This is a genomic window from Mesorhizobium sp. ESP-6-2, assembly GCF_020164675.1.
GTDB lineage: Bacteria > Pseudomonadota > Alphaproteobacteria > Rhizobiales > Rhizobiaceae > Mesorhizobium.
The window spans coordinates 367,990-383,961 of sequence record NZ_JAIUGT010000002.1 but is presented as its reverse complement, the minus strand read 5'-3'; the positions used below and the strand labels follow the sequence as shown (position 1 = coordinate 383,961).

General features: G+C 62.7%; 20 protein-coding genes and 1 other RNA gene. 11 read left to right on the top strand and 10 right to left on the bottom strand.

Annotation, left to right across the window (positions count from 1 at the left end):
- Positions 1 to 128 precede the first annotated feature (128 nt).
- The gene (locus LB532_RS06860; RefSeq protein ID WP_224556464.1) at positions 129 to 647 is read right to left on the bottom strand and encodes a dihydrofolate reductase; all 519 of its coding nucleotides are present in this window, start codon (positions 645 to 647) and stop codon (positions 129 to 131) included.
- The gene (locus tag LB532_RS06855; RefSeq protein ID WP_140639154.1) at positions 647 to 1,657 is read right to left on the bottom strand and encodes a DUF4424 domain-containing protein; all 1,011 of its coding nucleotides are present in this window, start codon (positions 1,655 to 1,657) and stop codon (positions 647 to 649) included. The genes LB532_RS06860 and LB532_RS06855 overlap by 1 nt, the downstream gene beginning before the upstream one ends.
- Before the next feature lie 123 nt (positions 1,658 to 1,780).
- Between LB532_RS06855 and cobF the strand changes: the two genes are divergently transcribed.
- Positions 1,781 to 2,545, top strand: a complete 765-nt coding sequence (gene cobF / locus LB532_RS06850) for a precorrin-6A synthase (deacetylating) (protein WP_140639155.1) — start codon at positions 1,781 to 1,783, stop codon at positions 2,543 to 2,545.
- A 49-nt stretch (positions 2,546 to 2,594) separates the two neighbouring features.
- Here cobF and LB532_RS06845 read toward each other — a convergent pair whose 3' ends face one another.
- The 6 genes from LB532_RS06845 to LB532_RS06820 form a co-directional block, all read right to left on the bottom strand.
- Entirely contained in the window at positions 2,595 to 2,936 is a 342-nt protein-coding gene (locus LB532_RS06845; protein WP_140495328.1) for a winged helix-turn-helix domain-containing protein, read from the bottom strand.
- A gap of 92 nt (positions 2,937 to 3,028) precedes the next feature.
- A complete protein-coding gene (gene modC / locus LB532_RS06840; protein WP_140639156.1) occupies positions 3,029 to 4,141 on the bottom strand; it encodes a molybdenum ABC transporter ATP-binding protein in 1,113 nt (370 codons plus the stop codon).
- A complete protein-coding gene (gene modB / locus LB532_RS06835) occupies positions 4,138 to 4,842 on the bottom strand; it encodes a molybdate ABC transporter permease subunit (protein ID WP_140639157.1) in 705 nt (234 codons plus the stop codon). The genes modC and modB overlap by 4 nt, the downstream gene beginning before the upstream one ends.
- Before the next feature lie 15 nt (positions 4,843 to 4,857).
- Positions 4,858 to 5,652 carry a molybdate ABC transporter substrate-binding protein gene (gene modA, locus LB532_RS06830; RefSeq protein WP_140639158.1) on the bottom strand — a complete coding sequence of 265 codons (795 nt, stop codon included), beginning with the start codon at positions 5,650 to 5,652 and terminating at the stop codon, positions 4,858 to 4,860.
- A gap of 274 nt (positions 5,653 to 5,926) precedes the next feature.
- The gene (locus LB532_RS06825) at positions 5,927 to 6,721 is read right to left on the bottom strand and encodes a thymidylate synthase (RefSeq protein WP_140557590.1); all 795 of its coding nucleotides are present in this window, start codon (positions 6,719 to 6,721) and stop codon (positions 5,927 to 5,929) included.
- A gap of 302 nt (positions 6,722 to 7,023) precedes the next feature.
- Positions 7,024 to 7,335 (bottom strand): DUF2853 family protein, encoded by a 312-nt coding sequence (locus tag LB532_RS06820; protein WP_140554449.1) that lies wholly within the window; start codon positions 7,333 to 7,335, stop codon positions 7,024 to 7,026.
- 168 nt (positions 7,336 to 7,503) lie between these two features.
- Between LB532_RS06820 and ssrA the strand changes: the two genes are divergently transcribed.
- Together ssrA and LB532_RS06810 are read left to right on the top strand one after the other, a co-directional pair.
- Positions 7,504 to 7,864, top strand: a transfer-messenger RNA (tmRNA) gene (gene ssrA / locus LB532_RS06815).
- 114 nt (positions 7,865 to 7,978) lie between these two features.
- Positions 7,979 to 8,530: an AAA family ATPase gene (locus tag LB532_RS06810; RefSeq protein ID WP_140639159.1), complete on the top strand. Its 552-nt coding sequence runs from the start codon at positions 7,979 to 7,981 to the stop codon at positions 8,528 to 8,530.
- Between the two features lie 46 nt (positions 8,531 to 8,576).
- On the opposite strand, the gene LB532_RS06805 is transcribed toward LB532_RS06810, so the two are convergent.
- Complete coding sequence (locus tag LB532_RS06805; RefSeq protein ID WP_140639160.1) at positions 8,577 to 9,782, bottom strand: multidrug effflux MFS transporter; 1,206 nt, start codon at positions 9,780 to 9,782, stop codon at positions 8,577 to 8,579.
- A 187-nt stretch (positions 9,783 to 9,969) separates the two neighbouring features.
- Here LB532_RS06805 and LB532_RS06800 point away from each other — a divergent pair, with 187 nt between their 5' ends.
- The 4 genes from LB532_RS06800 to LB532_RS06785 all read left to right on the top strand — a co-directional run bounded on the left by LB532_RS06800 (position 9,970) and on the right by LB532_RS06785 (position 11,780).
- Positions 9,970 to 10,656 (top strand): TetR/AcrR family transcriptional regulator, encoded by a 687-nt coding sequence (locus LB532_RS06800; protein ID WP_140639161.1) that lies wholly within the window; start codon positions 9,970 to 9,972, stop codon positions 10,654 to 10,656.
- A 145-nt stretch (positions 10,657 to 10,801) separates the two neighbouring features.
- Positions 10,802 to 11,335, top strand: coding sequence for an SspB family protein (locus LB532_RS06795; protein WP_140639162.1), 534 nt, complete (start codon positions 10,802 to 10,804; stop codon positions 11,333 to 11,335).
- A gap of 18 nt (positions 11,336 to 11,353) precedes the next feature.
- A complete protein-coding gene (locus tag LB532_RS06790; protein WP_140639163.1) occupies positions 11,354 to 11,551 on the top strand; it encodes a DUF4169 family protein in 198 nt (65 codons plus the stop codon).
- A gap of 7 nt (positions 11,552 to 11,558) precedes the next feature.
- Positions 11,559 to 11,780: a ribbon-helix-helix domain-containing protein gene (locus LB532_RS06785; protein WP_140639164.1), complete on the top strand. Its 222-nt coding sequence runs from the start codon at positions 11,559 to 11,561 to the stop codon at positions 11,778 to 11,780.
- Positions 11,781 to 11,792: 12 nt separating this feature from the next.
- Here LB532_RS06785 and LB532_RS06780 read toward each other — a convergent pair whose 3' ends face one another.
- Entirely contained in the window at positions 11,793 to 13,586 is a 1,794-nt protein-coding gene (locus LB532_RS06780) for a chloride channel protein (RefSeq protein WP_140639165.1), read from the bottom strand.
- Positions 13,587 to 13,735: 149 nt separating this feature from the next.
- On the opposite strand from LB532_RS06780, the gene LB532_RS06775 reads away from it, so the two are divergent.
- The 4 genes from LB532_RS06775 (at position 13,736) to LB532_RS06760 (ending at position 15,958) form a co-directional block, all read left to right on the top strand.
- Positions 13,736 to 14,188 (top strand): MarR family winged helix-turn-helix transcriptional regulator, encoded by a 453-nt coding sequence (locus LB532_RS06775; RefSeq protein ID WP_140639166.1) that lies wholly within the window; start codon positions 13,736 to 13,738, stop codon positions 14,186 to 14,188.
- Positions 14,189 to 14,220: 32 nt separating this feature from the next.
- On the top strand, positions 14,221 to 14,466 hold the full coding sequence (locus LB532_RS06770; protein WP_140639167.1) for a DUF982 domain-containing protein: 246 nt from the start codon (positions 14,221 to 14,223) through the stop codon (positions 14,464 to 14,466).
- A 265-nt stretch (positions 14,467 to 14,731) separates the two neighbouring features.
- A complete protein-coding gene (locus LB532_RS06765; RefSeq protein ID WP_140639168.1) occupies positions 14,732 to 15,037 on the top strand; it encodes a hypothetical protein in 306 nt (101 codons plus the stop codon).
- Between the two features lie 33 nt (positions 15,038 to 15,070).
- Positions 15,071 to 15,958, top strand: coding sequence for a sigma-70 family RNA polymerase sigma factor (locus LB532_RS06760; RefSeq protein WP_140639169.1), 888 nt, complete (start codon positions 15,071 to 15,073; stop codon positions 15,956 to 15,958).
- Positions 15,959 to 15,972: the final 14 nt, after the last annotated feature.

Here is a 15,972-nt window from a genome sequence, read left to right as displayed (position 1 = left end):
TTACGGCGCAAATCCAGTCTTGTTCTTCTATAGGGACGCCACGGCATGCTTTCAACGCGATGCTCTGCCGGCATCATCGGTTTTGGGCCGGTCGCGACCCTTTGTCGTCTTTAAACGCCTTTTTTCTTTCAATGGCTCTCGCGGCGTCGCTCGTAAACCGTATAGCGCGTCGCGTGGCTGTCCTTTTCGCCGACTGGGATCTCCTGCGAACTGACTTCGCGCCAGCGTTTCGGATCGATCGGGGGGAAATGCGCGTCGCCGTCGACAGCGGCCAGCACATGGGTGACATGCAGCCGGTCAGCGAGCGGCAGCGCCTGCGCATAGATTTCGCCGCCGCCGATCACGCAGACCTCGTCCACCCCGCTCATGCAGCGCCCACGCACATCAGCCAGTTGGATCGCGTTCTCAAGCGTATGCGCCACCTCGACGCCGTCGGCGCGCCAGGTCTTGTCACGGGTGACAACGATGTTCAGCCTGCCCGGCAGCGGCCGGCCGATGCCTTCATAGGTCTTGCGGCCCATGATGATAGGCTTGCCCATCGTGTCTGCCTTGAAGCGCTTGAGATCGGTGGAAAGCCGCCAGGGCAGCCCCCCGTCCCGCCCGATGACGCCGTTCTCGGCGATGGCGACATAGATTGCCACGTGCATCAGTTGCCGTTCCCATTGTCGGATGGATCGAGGATAAGGATGTCGATGTCGCGCTCTGGATAGAAGTCCTCAGCCGTCATCTCGAAACTCGTCGGCCCGACCTTCCTGACATTGTCGCCGCAGAACGAGACCAGGGCTTTGGGATTGCCCTTGTCGACGGTCAGCTTGAACTTGCCGATGCTGCCGGCCGCCCAGTTGCCGCCGGTGGTCAGGATGTAGGCGATGCGGCTCTCGTAATATTTTGGATAGCCGTCGGGATCGTTCTTGGCAGCCTTGCGCACTGCGTTCTCGAACGTGTCGTCCATGCAGTAGCGGGACTTGTAGGCGGCGTACTGTCCCTGGAACTTGCCGTCGTAGAAGAAGCTGACCGACGAGGTGCCGCCGACGCTCGGTTTGTAGCGGTGGGAAACGTGGACGTCCTTGTTGGCCGGAAAGGTCGAACGCCACCAATAGGTCGAGCGCAATTGCCAGAACGGTGCATAATTGGGTTTCGCGCCAGCGCCGTCATCGACAATGTCCTCGATGATGATGCCGCGGGTGACCCAATCGTCGGCCACCGTTTGCGGCAGCTTCGCGAGCGCCGCCTTTGCCGCTTCACCGAATGGGTTGAAAGGCACGTTCTGCGCCTTCAGGTCGGCACCGATGTCGATGCCGAGCGCGAACGCCTTCTGCTCGAGCTCAGGCTTTGCCGCCACGCCGTCGATCGTCACCTCGAAGCCGAGGAAATTGTCGCTCTGGTTTTCGGGGATCGCCGGCATCTCCTCGGGATCGCCGGAGATGTCGGGCATTGGGAAGGCGACGATCGCCTCGACGTCCTTGTCGGTGTTGTTGTGGAAGACGTAATCCACGGTCACCTTTTCCGGCGATATGAAGAGGTCCTCGCTCTGCATCGCCACGGCATCGCTGCGCGACAGGACTAGGCCGCCGGTGCCGAGCTCGGCAACAGAATCATTGGCGAACGCGGGGGCAGCCGACAAGGCCAGCACCGCGGTCAGAACATATCGCAACATGAAAGCCCCTCGGCGAGAATGTCGCGATGACCCTAGCGGTTTCAACGTGGCGTTTCAAAGCCCTTGCGCATTGCACCACGCCAGTCTGGACTAAAGGGTTGCGATCGGGCAGGAGTTCGCTTCATGCGCAAGGTTCTCGTTATCGGCATCGGCGCCGGCAATCCCGACCATATGACCGTGCAGGCCATAGACGGCCTCAATCGGGCCGACGTGCTGTTCATCCCCGACAAGGGTGCGAAGAAGAACGATCTTGCCGAACTGCGCCGTCACATCTGCGACCGTTTCGTCACCAACCCGAACTCACGCCGCGTGGAATTCGACGTGCCCGTGCGGGCCGAACCAGCGCCTTCCTATCGCTCGACGGTCGATGACTGGCACGAGGCAATCGCCGCCATCTATGAAGACCTGATCCGCGAAGAGATCGCCGAAGATGGTTGCGGCGCCTTCCTGATCTGGGGCGACCCCTCGCTCTACGACAGCGCGCTGCGCATCCTGGAGCGCGTACGCCTCAGGGGCAACGTCGCCTTCGAACTGGAGGTTATTCCCGGCATCACCGCCATCCAGGCGCTCGCCGCCAGCCACGTGACAGCGCTGAACCGCATCGGCGATTCTATCCTGATCACCACCGGCCGCCGGTTGACGGAAGAAGGCATGCCGAAAAATGCCGGAAGCGCCGTCGTCATGCTTGACGGCAAATGCGCCTTCAACACGCTCGCCGACCAGGATCTTTTCATCCAATGGGGCGCCTATCTCGGCACGCCGGACGAAATCATCGTCTCCGGCCGCCTCGGCGACGTCGGCGCCGAAATTGAAAAAATCCGCGAGGAAGCCCGCCGGAAGAAGGGCTGGATCATGGACACCTATTTGCTGCGGAAGGGAGGGGAGTAAAATTCCAACGCGCCCGAGTTGGTCTGCCCTACTGCCCTACTGCCTAATTCTACCCCTCCTCAATCTCCGCCTGCAACGCCTCCATATGCGTCGCGGCCGCCGAAGCCGCCGCGCGTTCGATGGCGCGGAAACGGCTGACTACGGCTAGGCCCACCGCCGTCAGTTGCGCGCCGCCGCCCTTGCGGCCGCCGGTCTGCGCGGCCACCAGCGGCTTGCCGAACACCCGGTTCATGTCCTCGACCAGGTCCCACGCATGCTTGTAGGACATCTCCATGCCGCGCGCGGCGGCCGAGATCGAACCGAAGGCGGCGATCTGCTCCAGCAATTCGATCTTGCCCGGCCCGATGCGCCCGTCGGGGTCGAGGTTTATCCGCAAGCTCAGCGACGGCATTTTCTTCCTCCGCGATCACGCCCGCCATGTTAGAGCGTCTTTGGCGGCATCGCTATTCCAAATAGATATAGCGCAAAGACCCACTCGCCGTCTCAGCCATCCGCCTCCGCGGGGAGCCCGCCCCCAGTGTTCGCCTGGTCGAAACTCACCGTCTTGATCACGGCGAAGACCTGTACACCGAGCCGCAGCTTCAGAACCTGCCGCGACTGTTCGGTGACCCGTGCCAGCACGGTCGCGCCGTTGCAGTCGATACCGATCTCGACCGTCGGCCCCTCGCCCGGCCTGATCGCGACGATCGTGCCGGCCAGGATGTTGAGCGCGCTGAGACCCGAAGGCCGTTCGGTGGCGATCATGACGTCGCGAGCGCGGATGCGTATGCGCACCGGCGCGCCCACCGTCGCCGCCAGCTTGGGCACACGTATCTCGCCGGCGTTCGAGCCAAGCACCGTCATGCCGAAAACCTCGTCATGCTGCAGTACGCTGGTGTCCAGCACCGCGCCGCCCTCGCCGCGCTCCTCCGCCGGCAGAAGGTCCAGCCTTTGCATGACAGCCGTGGTCGGGCCGCTGGCGGCAAGCTTGCCTTGCGCCAGCATCACCACCTCGCTCGCCAACCGCGCCACCTCGGCGATCGAATGGCTGACATAGATGATCGGGATCTTCGTCTCGTCGCGCAGGCGCTCGACATAGGGCAGGATTTCGGCCTTGCGCGCCTCGTCGAGCGAGGCCAGCGGCTCGTCCATCAGCAACAGCCGGGGGCTGGCGAGCAGCGCCCGGCCGATCGCGACGCGCTGCCTCTCGCCGCCCGAGAGCTTTGCCGGCCGCCGCGCCAGCAGCGGCTCGATGCCGAGCAATTCGACGACGGCGTCGATCTCGGCATAACGCTCCGCCGCCGGCGTGAACCAGCGGCCATAGCGCAAATTGCTCGCCACGCTCATATGCGGAAACAGACGCGCATCCTGGAACACCATGCCGATCCGGCGCCTGTGCTTCGGCACGAAAATGCCCTTGGCCGTGTCGACCAGCACACGGCCATCGACCTCGATGCGTCCCTGGTCGGGCCGGATCAGCCCGGCAATCATATTGATCAGCGTCGTCTTGCCCGAGCCAGAGGGCCCGAACAGCGCCGTCAGCCGCCCGGCGCTCTCGAATCGGATGTCGAGGGGGAAATCGCCGAGCCGATGGCGGATATCGACAAGGACCGTCATTCGATGTCCATCCGCCGGCCGACGCGCCGCGCCAACACTTCCGAGGCCACCAGGGCAGCCATCGAGATGACGATCGAGATCAGCGTCAGCCGAAGCGCGCCGGCATCGCCGCCCGGCACCTGGGTGAACGTGTAGATTGCCGACGGCAGCGTCTGCGTCTCGTTCGGGATGTTGGAGACGAAGGTGATCGTCGCTCCGAACTCGCCCATCGCCTTGGCGAAGGAGAGGATGGCGCCGGCGATCAGCCCGGGCAGGATCAGCGGCAAGGTGATGGTGCCGAACACCCATGGCGGGCTGGCGCCGAGCGTTCCAGCCGCCGCCTCCATCTTGCGGTCGACGGCCTCGATCGACAATCGGATCGCCCGCACCATCAGCGGAAAACCCATGACGCCGCAGGCAAGAGCCGCACCCGTCCAGCGAAAGGAAAAGACGATGCCGAAATGCTCGGCCAGGAATGCGCCGGCCGGCCCGCGCTTGCCGAAGGTCAGAAGCAGGAGATAGCCGGTCACCACGGGCGGCAGGATCAGCGGCAGATGCACCAGCCCATTGAGCAGCGTCTTGCCCCAGAAGCGGCCGCGCGCCAGGAGCAGCGCGATTCCTATGCCCGGCGGCAGGCTGGCGATCATCGCCACTGTCGCCACCTTGATGGACAGCCGGACCGCATTCCATTCGTCGGGAGTGAGGTCCAGCAGCCAGTTCATGCGCAGGTGGCTATCCTAGTTGACGGGCGCAAGGACCGTGAAACCCTGCTCCTTGAATAGATCCGATGCCTTTGCCGTCCGCAGGCACTTCAGGAAGGCAGGCGTGTCCTTGTCCTTCGAATCCGCCGTCTGGGCAACCGGATAGATGATCGGCGGATGCGAATCCTCGGGGAAAATACCAACCACCTTGACGCCCTTTTCTGCATGCGCGTCCGTGGCGTAGACGATGCCGAGAGCCGCTTCGCCCGTCGAGACCAGCTTGAGTGCCGCACGCACATTCTCGGCCTGCGCCGCCTTGCCCTCGACCGAGGACCAGACGCCGAGCGATTCAAGTGCGGCCTTGCCGTATTTGCCGGCCGGCACAGCCTTGAAGTCGCCCATGGCGAGCTTGCCGTCGCCGACCAGCTTGGCCAGATCAAAACCCTTTTCGATCTTGGTTTCGACCGTCGAATCCTTCGGCGCCACCAGCACGATCTCATTGCCGAGCAGCTTCACCTCGGTGTCTGGCTTGATCAGCTTCTTGTCGGATAGATATTTCATCCAGTCGAGATCGGCCGAGATGAACACGTCTGCCGGCGCGCCGCTTTCGATCTGCTTGGCGAGCGCCGAACTCGCCGCGTAGGAGATGGTCGCCGCTTCGCCGACATCAGCCGCGCAGGCCTTGTTGACCGCGTCGAGCGCGTCCTTGAGGCTGGCGGCCGCAAACACCACGACCTCGTCTTGCGCGCGCGCCGCCGGCACTGCTGCCGTCCACGCCGCCGCGAAGCCGCCAATGGCGACAGCCGCCACTGCAAAACCGTTGCGCGTCATGGAACTCTCCCTGAGTTGACATCCGGCCTGCTCGAAGCCTGCCATCCGATATATCCGGATGAATATAACAAGGAAAGGTTTTTCGCCCAGTGTCGCCATTGAATGCGCGGCGTCATCGCGACCTGCGATAGACCAGCACGGATACAGCGAAAGGCAGAAGAAGACGTCACAAGAAGATGCACTAAGGCCGACCGCCTCGCCGGTCAGGATCGACATTGACGGCGCCGTCGTCACGGCCTCGATGCGTCACGTCGGCAAGGGTTGCGCCGGCGGTTCAGACCGCGATCGGCGCCTTGATCGTCGCGTCGGCGACATAGTTTTCCAGCCGGAAATCCTCGAAGCGGAAGGCGAAGAGATCCTTCACTTCAGGGTTGATCCACATGGTCGGCAGCGTTCTTGGCGTGCGCCGCAGCTGCTCGCGCGCCTGCTCGAAATGGTTCGAATAAAGATGCGCGTCGCCGAGCGTATGAACGAAATCACCGGGCTTCAGGCCGGTCACCTGCGCTACCATCAGCGTCAGCAGGGCGTAGGAGGCGATGTTGAACGGCACGCCGAGGAAGATGTCGCCGGAACGCTGGTAAAGCTGGCAGGAAAGCCGGCCTTCCGAGACGTAGAACTGAAACAGACAATGGCATGGCGGCAACGCCATCGCCTCCACCTCGGCCGGATTCCAGGCCGAAACGATCAGCCGCCGCGATTGAGGATTGCGGCGTATCTCTTTCACAAGATTGGTTATCTGATCGATCGACCCGCCATGGCCGTCCGGCCAGGAACGCCACTGCTTGCCATAGACGGGGCCAAGATCGCCATTCTCGTCAGCCCATTCGTCCCAGATGGAAACGCCATGGTCGGTCAGATATTTGATATTGGTTTCGCCGGCCAGGAACCACAGAAGCTCATGAATGATCGATTTCAGATGCAGCTTCTTGGTGGTGGTGACGGGAAAGCCGCGCGCCAGGTCGAAGCGCATCTGGTAGCCGAAGACGGAGCGCGTTCCCGTGCCCGTGCGGTCGCCGCGGTCGGCGCCGTGGTCCAGCACGTGCTGCAGAAGGTCGAGATACTGGCGCATCGGTTCGGCTCGATTCGATCGTGCGAGCATTATAGCTGCTAGACAGGCGGCCGAACACATCAAAACGGTGCAGGCGGCGCTTGCCTCATCACTGTTTCGGCGTCCGCGCCGGCCTCCAAGCAACTGACCGCAGCCTCGGCGTCCGTCTTGCAACGCCGGCAATTGGCGAAACCATCGGTGGCAGCGTGCTTCTCCCCGTCTCTATACGGGGAGAAGATGGCGGCAGCCAGATGAGGGGCAGCACCAGGCGTGCCCATTACAAAGCAACGGGGCGCCTCAGCAACCGCGCGAGCACGGAATTCTCAGAGCGAACCGAGCTTTCCCAGGTCCTTGGCAACGAGGTAGTAAAAAGTCACCCGATTCTTGGTGTTGTCTGCGGCCATCGCCTTGCAGGTCTTCTCGATCGCAGCATCTGCCTTCGCTGCATCAGCGACGCCGAGCTTCTTGCCGACCCAGTTTTCCCGGACTCGCTCGAGTTCTTTGGGATCGGTGCAGGACACCAGCGAAGAATCGCGGTTCCTGAGCGCAATACCCAGATGCTTCACGATCTTCTCGACAGTTTCGGCACTCGCCGCGGCGTCGTATTTCTTCACGTCTGCAAGATAGTCGGCCATCAAAATTCCCCTCGTCGGCGCCACGGATCCGATCGATGAGGGCTGTGGCGCGCTCCGCAACTCGTGCGCTCGGTCGGTAACTCCTCACCGCGGCAAAGCTTCGGTTGAGACCGTTCCCAAGTCAACCCTGCCGCATCGCATTTTGACACAGGGACAAAGCACCATTGCGGTCTTTCATTTCTGGCGACGGACCCCTATATTCGCTTCGTCGGCTTGACCGACTATGGCGATAAACTGGCGATGAAATAAGCCGTTCGGACCCGGGGGCGGTACCCGGCGCCTCCACCAAAAACCGCTCTGGAAGACGGAGCGGCTTTTGCTGGGGGCGAAATAGGATCGACGAAGGTGTAAAGATCGTACTTTTGCCCGGCATTGTACCACCGTCATCGGGCTAAACTTATAGTTGCCAACGACAACTATGCGGAAGCACGTCTCGCTGCTTAATGCAGTGCGATAGCTTCAAATCAAGCCCTAGGGGTTCGCACTTCTAGGCGGGGTTCGGAGGTACCTGGCAACAGAAACCTCCACTTCTCCCCCTTTTTCATCTGCATCACGCGCAACGGCCCCTCGCGCCAGCCAGACTTCGTTCGGCCCACGGGAGGCGACGCAGTGGAGCCGCGTGCCTCCTTCGACATGGGTAAAAATGCAAAACAATTCCGACCGATTCTTCGTGCTGACCGGCGGTCCGGGCTCCGGCAAGACCACACTGATCGAAGGCTTGCGCCGTGCAGGGTTCGCCACCTCGGTCGAGGCCGGACGCGGCATCATTCGCGACCAGTCCGCCATCGGCGGCCCCGCTTTGCCCTGGAGCGATCGCGCATTGTTTGCCGAATTGATGCTGTCCTGGGAGATGCGCTCGTACCAAGCCGCGATCGAACAGGAGGGACCGGTCTTCTTCGATCGTGGCGTGGCCGACACGCTGGGCTATCTCCGCCTCGGCGGCCTGCCGGTGCCCGATCACGTCGGCATCGCAGCGAAGCGTTTCCGCTACAACCCCCGTGTCTTCGTTGCCCCGCCCTGGCCCGAAATCTTCACGCAGGACGAAGAGCGCAAGCAGACGCTCGACGAAGCCGAGCGCACCTATCACGCGCTGGTCGGCGTCTACGCCGAACTCGGTTATGAACTGGTACGACTGCCCCTGGCGTCTGTCGAGACACGGCTGCGCTTCGTGCTGGACGAAGCGGGATTGGCATAAAAAAGGCCGGGATCGGCCCGGCCTCTTTCAATTTATTGACGATTGCCTACTCCGCCGGCGCTTCAACCGCCTCGCGCGAACGGCCGAGGGTGATCTTGGCCAGGGTGAAAGAGATCACCGCGCAGAGCGTGATACCGGCGACCATCGGCAACGGTGTGCCGTCGAAGAAGATGCCGGCGACACCCATGGCGAGCGCACCGATGGCGAAGTGCAGCGTGCCCATCAGCGCCGAAGCCGTGCCGGCAATCTCGCCATGCTCCTCCATGGCCAATACCGAGGTGGTCGGAATGACCAGGCCGAGGAAGCCGTAGCCGACGAACAGCAGCGCCGCCATCATATCCAGCCGGTCCACGCCGGAAGCCATGATCGCGAACAGGGCCACCATCGTGGTGGCGTAGCCGGTCACCGCCACCCACACCACCCGCTTGAGCCCGAAACGCTCGGAAAGCAGGCCCGTGAGTTGCGACATGCCGATGAAGGCGACGGCATTGATCGAAAAGAACACGCTATAGACCGAAGGCGACAGGCCGTAATGGTCGATCAGGATGAAGGACGAGCTCGACAGGTAGACGAAGAAGCTCGCAATGCCGAAGCCCGCGATCGCCACCAGACCGAGGAAGTTGCGGTCGCCCATCAGGAAACGGTAGCCTGAAAGGGCGGTGCCAAAGGAAGAACCGGCGCGTTCTTCAGCCGGCCGCGTCTCCTTGAGCGAGGTCGCGAGCAGGATGGTTGCTAGCACCGCTGCGGCCGTCACGGTCCAGAACACGGCGCGCCAGCCGAAACTCTCGATGATCTGGCTGCCGGTCAGCGGCGCCAGGATCGGCGATACCGAGAACACCAGCATCAGCAACGACATCAGCTTGGCGGCTTCGTTGCCAGTGTGCAGGTCGCGCACGATCGCGCGCGGAATGGCCATGCCGGCGCTGGCGCCAAGGCCCTGCAAGAAACGGAAGGCGATCAGCCATTCGATGGTCGGCGCCAATGCCGAACCGATGCCGCCGACCATGAACAGCGCAAGACCGCCATAGAGCGGCAGCTTGCGTCCGACCATATCGGAAATCGGCCCTACGACGATCTGGCCGAAGCCCATCGACAGGAAGAAGATCAAAAGGCTCATCTGCACGGCTGCGGTGCCGGCATTGAGATCAGCGCCGATCGACGGCAATGCGGGAAGATACATATCGATGGCGAAGGGGCCGATGGCGGACAACAGGCCGAGCACGACCGCGATGCGGAGGAATTTGGAACTCATGATGTTGGCTTCTTTCGAATCTGGTTGCCGCCGCAAGGCGACGTCTAACCCCAGGACGTTCGATCCCGTGGGATTCCGACTCTCCGAGTGCGAATTGTTCGCGTCTCCAGAGGGGAACCCCCTTATACCGTGTCCACAAATTTAGACAGTCTTGTCTAAATCGTCAATCACCTCTATATAGATTTTCATGAGACCGGGCGTTTCTCCTGACAGTTTCCCGCCACGAAGCCACGAGGCCAAGCGCATCTCGGTGGTCGACGCCGCCGCTTCCGTGTTCTGCCGCGAGGGCTTTGCCGGCGCCAATATCGACCTGATCGCTGCCGAGGCGGGTGTGTCGCGTCAGACCGTCTATAACCACCATGGCGACAAGGAAAAGCTCTTCATCGCCGTAGTCCGCGACCTCACTGAGCGCTGCAACGCCGGCATCTTCGCCACCATCGCCACGTTCCCGGACCAGCCGAGGGATCTGGAAGCGGATCTGATCGGCTTTGCGGTGCGCCTCAACCAGAACTGCATCTGCAACCGCGACGGAAAATTCCTGCGTAAGCTGATCCAGACCGAAGGCGAGCGCTACCCTGAATTGTTCGCCGAATGGCGCGAACAGGGTCCGGGGCGGACCTGGCCGGCAATCGCCGCCCGCTTCGCTCGCCTTGCCTATGGCGGTTACCTCGCGATCGACGACCCCGACGTCGCGGCGCGGCAGTTCCTCGGCCTCGTCAATGCTGAATTGCAGACGACTTTCATGCTCGGCGGCACCCCGGCCGAGGACGAGGTCTTGCAATCGGCGACAAATGGCGTGCGCACCTTCCTGCGCGCTTTCGGCAAGCGCCCCTCCCCGACCGTCAAAAAGCAGACCGCACTGGCCAACGCATAGCATTGCGCGTGACGCAAGCCGGCTTCGCCGATCAAATCTCGGCAATCGTCCTCGCTTCGACACGGCGGCGCGTCTATATGCGGTTTACGCCGCGCTCAAGCTTGATTACAGCTATGCGGACGATTCAACGGAACCCGACCGCCACATGGCCGACGACCACATACGCTATGACATTCTGGCCCAGGAGGCGTTGCGCGGCGTCATGCGCAAGGTCCTGGCGGAAGTCGCGCGCACCGGCCTCCCCGGCAATCATCATTTCTTCATCACCTTCCTGACCGGCGCGCCGGGCGTGCGCGTGTCGTCGCGGCTGCGCGAGCGCTATCCGGAGCAGATGACCATTGTCATCCAGTTCCAGTATTGGGACCTTAAGGTCACCGAGACCGGTTTCGAGGTCGGGCTCTCCTTCTCGGACGTGCCGGAAAAACTCGAAATCCCGTTCTCGGCGGTGCGCGGCTTCTACGATCCGTCGGTCAACTTCGAACTCGAATTCGACGTCAAGACCGAAGGCCAGTCGGATGACGAGCCAGCTTCCCAGCCGGCGTCCGAACCGCTCGCCATCGTCTCCGAGAAAAAGCCGAAGGCGGAGAAGAAGACCGCCGAACCCGAGAAGAAGGCGGCCGATGCCGATGCCGCCAAGGGCGCCGAAGTCGTCTCGCTCGACGCCTTCCGCAAGAAATAAGCCTTCGGGTCGCGCGTCATGGCCGACATCGTCAATCTGCGCCAGGCTCGCAAGCAGAAGGCAAGGCTGGAGAAGGAGCGCACTGCCAGCCAGAACCGCGCCCTGTACGGCCGCTCCGGGGCAGAGAAGGAACGCGACCGCCTGGTTGCCGAAAAGGCTGAGTCCTTCGTCGCGGGCCATCGGCGTCAACCGTCGCCCGATCCGGACCCCAAATGAGCTTCAGGTGAGCCCGGTCGAAAAGCGCTCGGTGACGATCCGCGGCCACCGCACCAGCTATTCGCTCGAAAAGCCCTTTTTTGACGACCTTGTCGCTATCGCCATCGCGCGCAATCTGACCCTTGCCGCGCTGGTCGCGGAAGTCGACGAAAACCGGCCACGAGACACCAATCTGTCCTCGGCGCTCCGGATCCATGTACTGGCCTGGGCGAAGCGCGGCCGCGCCTGATGCCAGGCTCCGTCAGACAGCGCTTTCCTGTTTCCCGCGGCGGGTGCCGAACCCCAGCAGGGCCGTGCGATCGCGCTCTTCCGCCTGCTTCCTGGATCTGACGCGCATCAGGTCCTTCCAGCCGACGTAACCGACCAGCGTTCCGTCGTCGCGGGCCACGACCGGCAGATGCGACACGTTGGCCATCAAGAGCTTGTCCGACAGGCCTTCCAGATATTCATCGGGATAGGCAAGCGTCACCTTGCTCCCAGCCAGCAAGTCGCCGAGCGTCGTCGTGCGGTGTTTGCCGGCGCGCCGCCAGCGCAGGATCGCCGGTGGGTCGATAAGGCCGAGCACCTGCCTGTTGCCGTCAATGACCGGGAAGCTCGGATGACGCGTCTCCGGCGCGGTCAGGAATGCCGCTGCGCCATGCAGCGTCATCGTCGCCGGCACGCTTTGGACCTCCGTGGTCATCACTTCGTGCACCCTGGTCAGCGCGAACGGATCGACCCGGTATTCGCGCACCAGATGATGCCCTCGCCTGGCGATCTTCTCGGTCAGGATGGAACGTTTCATCAAAAGCACAGTCACCGCATGGGCGGCGGCGCAAGCCGCGATCAGTGGCACCAGCACATGCGTGTTGCCGGTCAATTCGACCGCGAAGAAGGTCGCCGTCAGCGGCGCGCGCATCGTACCGCCCATGGTCGCCGCCATCGCCAGCAGTGCCCAGAAGCCGGGATCGGCCGCCGGCAGGAAGCCGGCGAGCACCGCGCCCATCGCGCCGCCCATGATCAGCAGTGGTGCCAGCACGCCGCCCGACGTTCCCGAGCCCAGCGCCACCGACCAGATGACGGCTTTTACCACCAACAGCAGGAGTGCCGCCGTCGCGATCGTACGGCCGTCCAGCATGTTCGATATGTTGTCGTAGCCGACGCCGAGCGCCTGCGGCTCGATCAGGCCGCCAATGCCGACGACGAGGCCGCCGAGCATCGGCCACCACATCCAGTGGATCGGCAGCTTCTGGAAACCATCCTCGCAGGCATAGACCATCTGCGTCAGCAAGGCGGACAGGAGGCCCGCGGCAACGCCGATCAGGACCCAGCCGCCAAGACCGGCAAAGGAAATCGCCATGCCGCCCTGAAACGGAAAGATCGGTCCCGGCATGTGCAGCATGGTGCGCTCGACCTCCGCCACGATGGCAGCCACCGCCACCGGAATGAAGCTGCGCGGCGTCCATTCGAACAGAAGCAGTTCCACCGCCAGCATGATGGCGGCGATCGGCGTTCCGAACACGGTGGTCATGCCCGCAGCGGCGCCCGCCACCAGCAGCGTCTTGCGCTCATTGTCGCTGACCGGCAGCATCTGCGCGATTAGCGAGCCGATGGCGCCGCCGGTCATGATAATTGGGCCCTCGGCGCCGAACGGTCCACCGGAGCCGATCGAGATCGCCGACGACAGCGGCTTCAGCACTGCGACCTTGGCGTCCAGTCGCGAGCGCCCGAGCAGGATCGCTTCGATCGCTTCGGGAATGCCGTGGCCACGGATCTTCTCGCTGCCGTAGCGCGCCATCAGGCCGATGATCAGCGCGCCGATCACCGGCACGGCGACGGCGGCATATCCAAGCGGAGTGTCCTCCAGCTTCAAATCGGCAAGCGTGAATTGACCGAAATAGGCGACATTGGTGGCGAGCCGGATCAATTTCAGCAGGATGATGCCGGCAAACAGCCCGGCCGTCGCCACCACCACGGCAATGGCCGCGATCAGCAGCACCCTGGCGTCGGTGGTAAAATCGCGCAGATGTCCGGGAGTGCCATGTTCGGTCTTCATTGCCTGCCTGCTTTCCGTCGGCGTGCCGCTCTTGGAGGATCGGCAAACCGCCAAATCGGCTTTGCCGGCGGCTATGTATCGTAATACGATATAAATATTCAAGCAGGCATGGCCCGAAATCGTTTGAGCTTTGGCCGGAATGACAACACATGTCTGATATGTCGCATCCGCAAAAACCCCGCTCCGCCATCAGCCAGGCCGACTACCAGCGGCTGTCCGAGTTCCGCTACCTGATCCGCCGCTTTCTGGAATTCAGCCAGCTACAGGCGGAAGACGCCGGTCTCACCACGCGCCAGCACCAGGCACTGCTCGCCATAAAGGGTTTTCCGGGCGGAGGCCCGGTAGCCATCGGCGACCTCGCCGAACGCTTGCGCATCCGTCACCATAGTGCCGTCGAACTGGTCAACCGCCTGTGCGAGGCCGGGCTGATCGTCAGGGATCAGGACAAGGACGACCAGCGCAAGGTGCTGCTGCAACTGACCGAGCGGGCCGATGCCTGCCTCGCCGACTTGTCGGCCGTGCATCTCGACGAGCTTTCCCGCATCGAACCCATGCTGAGGAGCGTGCTCGCCCGAAAGGACCGCGATACGCTTCAGAAATAAGTTCGTTAACCCAGCTGAATGGAGGCTATGCCATGTACAACATCTGGTTTTCCAAGGCAGTCCCGGTTTCCACAGGCGTTTCCGGCGACGTTCGACATCTGTCCAATGCCGAACAAGCCCTCGACCTTCTTGCCAATCACTGGCGCGATGCGGGAAGCATCAAGCATAAGGCTGCGCTGCGGGCGTGCCGGCAGGCCATGAACGGCGGCGTATCGGCCGATACCGCCAGGGATGCTTTTGTCGAAGCCGCGAGGGAAGCGCGCATTCTGGTCGAATAACTGCCGCGCATGGGCTGTGGCGTTGTTGGTCCAACCAGAGGCCCGACATAGCGTCGTCGATCGACGGCGAGCGCACGATGAGATCGCGACAGCCGTCAGCAACGCGCCGTCGTCCATTCAACTTTGCGAAGCCCGGCTACCATCGGGAAGATGGGACATGACGGGCCGCATAAAAAATCCGGAAACCCCGAATCCTTTGGCTCCGCCGCTTCGTCTCGGACATGAGCGACCTGCAGGGTGCAGGGCCGCCAGAGGAACGGGCAAGATGAAACACCATTTGATACGTTACAGGACCAAACCGGAGCTGGTCGACGAGAACGAGCGGCTGGTCAAGGCCGTGTTCCAGGAATTGCGGGATAAATCGCCCGAAGGGTTTCGCTACATGACATGGCGGTCCAGCGACGGTACCTTCTTCCATCTGGTCGAAGCGGCAACCGAGGAGCAGGCCGGCACCCTTCCCGGGCTGGCGGCGTTCGAGACTTTTCAGAACGGCATCAGGGATCGCTGCATCGAGCCTCCGCATCGCGAGGCGATGACGGTGGTGGGCAGTTACCGGATGCTGGACCAGTAGGCGCGGTCAAGCGATGTAGAGAACGGCGGGCGTATGAACATCCTCATTCCTGGCGAGCACCGCGCGCTCATCGAACGCCTGTTTGGAGAATTGCGCCCAAAGCTGCACCGCTATTGTGCGCGCATGACGGGTTCCGTCTTCGACGGCGAGGACGTGTTGCAGGAAGCTCTGGCCAAGGCGTTCGAGGCTTTGCCGAACGCCGGCCAGATCGCAAATCCGGAGGGCTGGCTGTTCCGCATCGCGCACAACACGGCACTCGATTTTCTGCGCCGGCGAGCCCGCGAAAAGGCCTTTTCCGATGAGGATCCGGACATGATCGTCGACCCGGCCAACGCCACCTTCGACCGTCAGGCCGCTGCCGCCGGCCTGCACACCTTCATGCGCCTGCCCGTCGCGCAGCGAAGCAGCGTCATCATGATGGACGTTCTGGGTTATTCCCTGCAAGAAATCAGCACCGCGCTGGACACCAGCGTCCCGGCCGTCAAGGCGGCGCTGCATCGTGGCCGCGGCCGCTTGCGCCAGCTCGCCGCCGAGCCCGAGGATCGGCCGGTTCCCAGGCTGAGCGTCTCCGAACGCCTGTTGCTCGAAGCCTATATCGATCGCTTCAACGCCCGTGATTTCGACGCCGTGCGCGACATGCTCGCCGATGAAGTTCGCCTGGAGCTGGTGGCCAGAACGCGATTTACCGGACCCAAGGAAGTGGCCACCTACTTTCACAACTATTCCCGCGTTCACGATTGGCGTTTTGTGCCGGGATTCGTCGAGGACAGGCCGGTGATCCTCGTTCACGACGGCAACGATCCGGTTGCGCGACCAGCCTATTTCATCCTGCTGGTCTGGCAGGAGGGTAAGCTTGCCGCCATCCGCGATTTTCGTCACGCCCGCTACGTCGCCGACAGCGCCGAACTGCTCGTTCTTTGAACGATTGAGGCAAA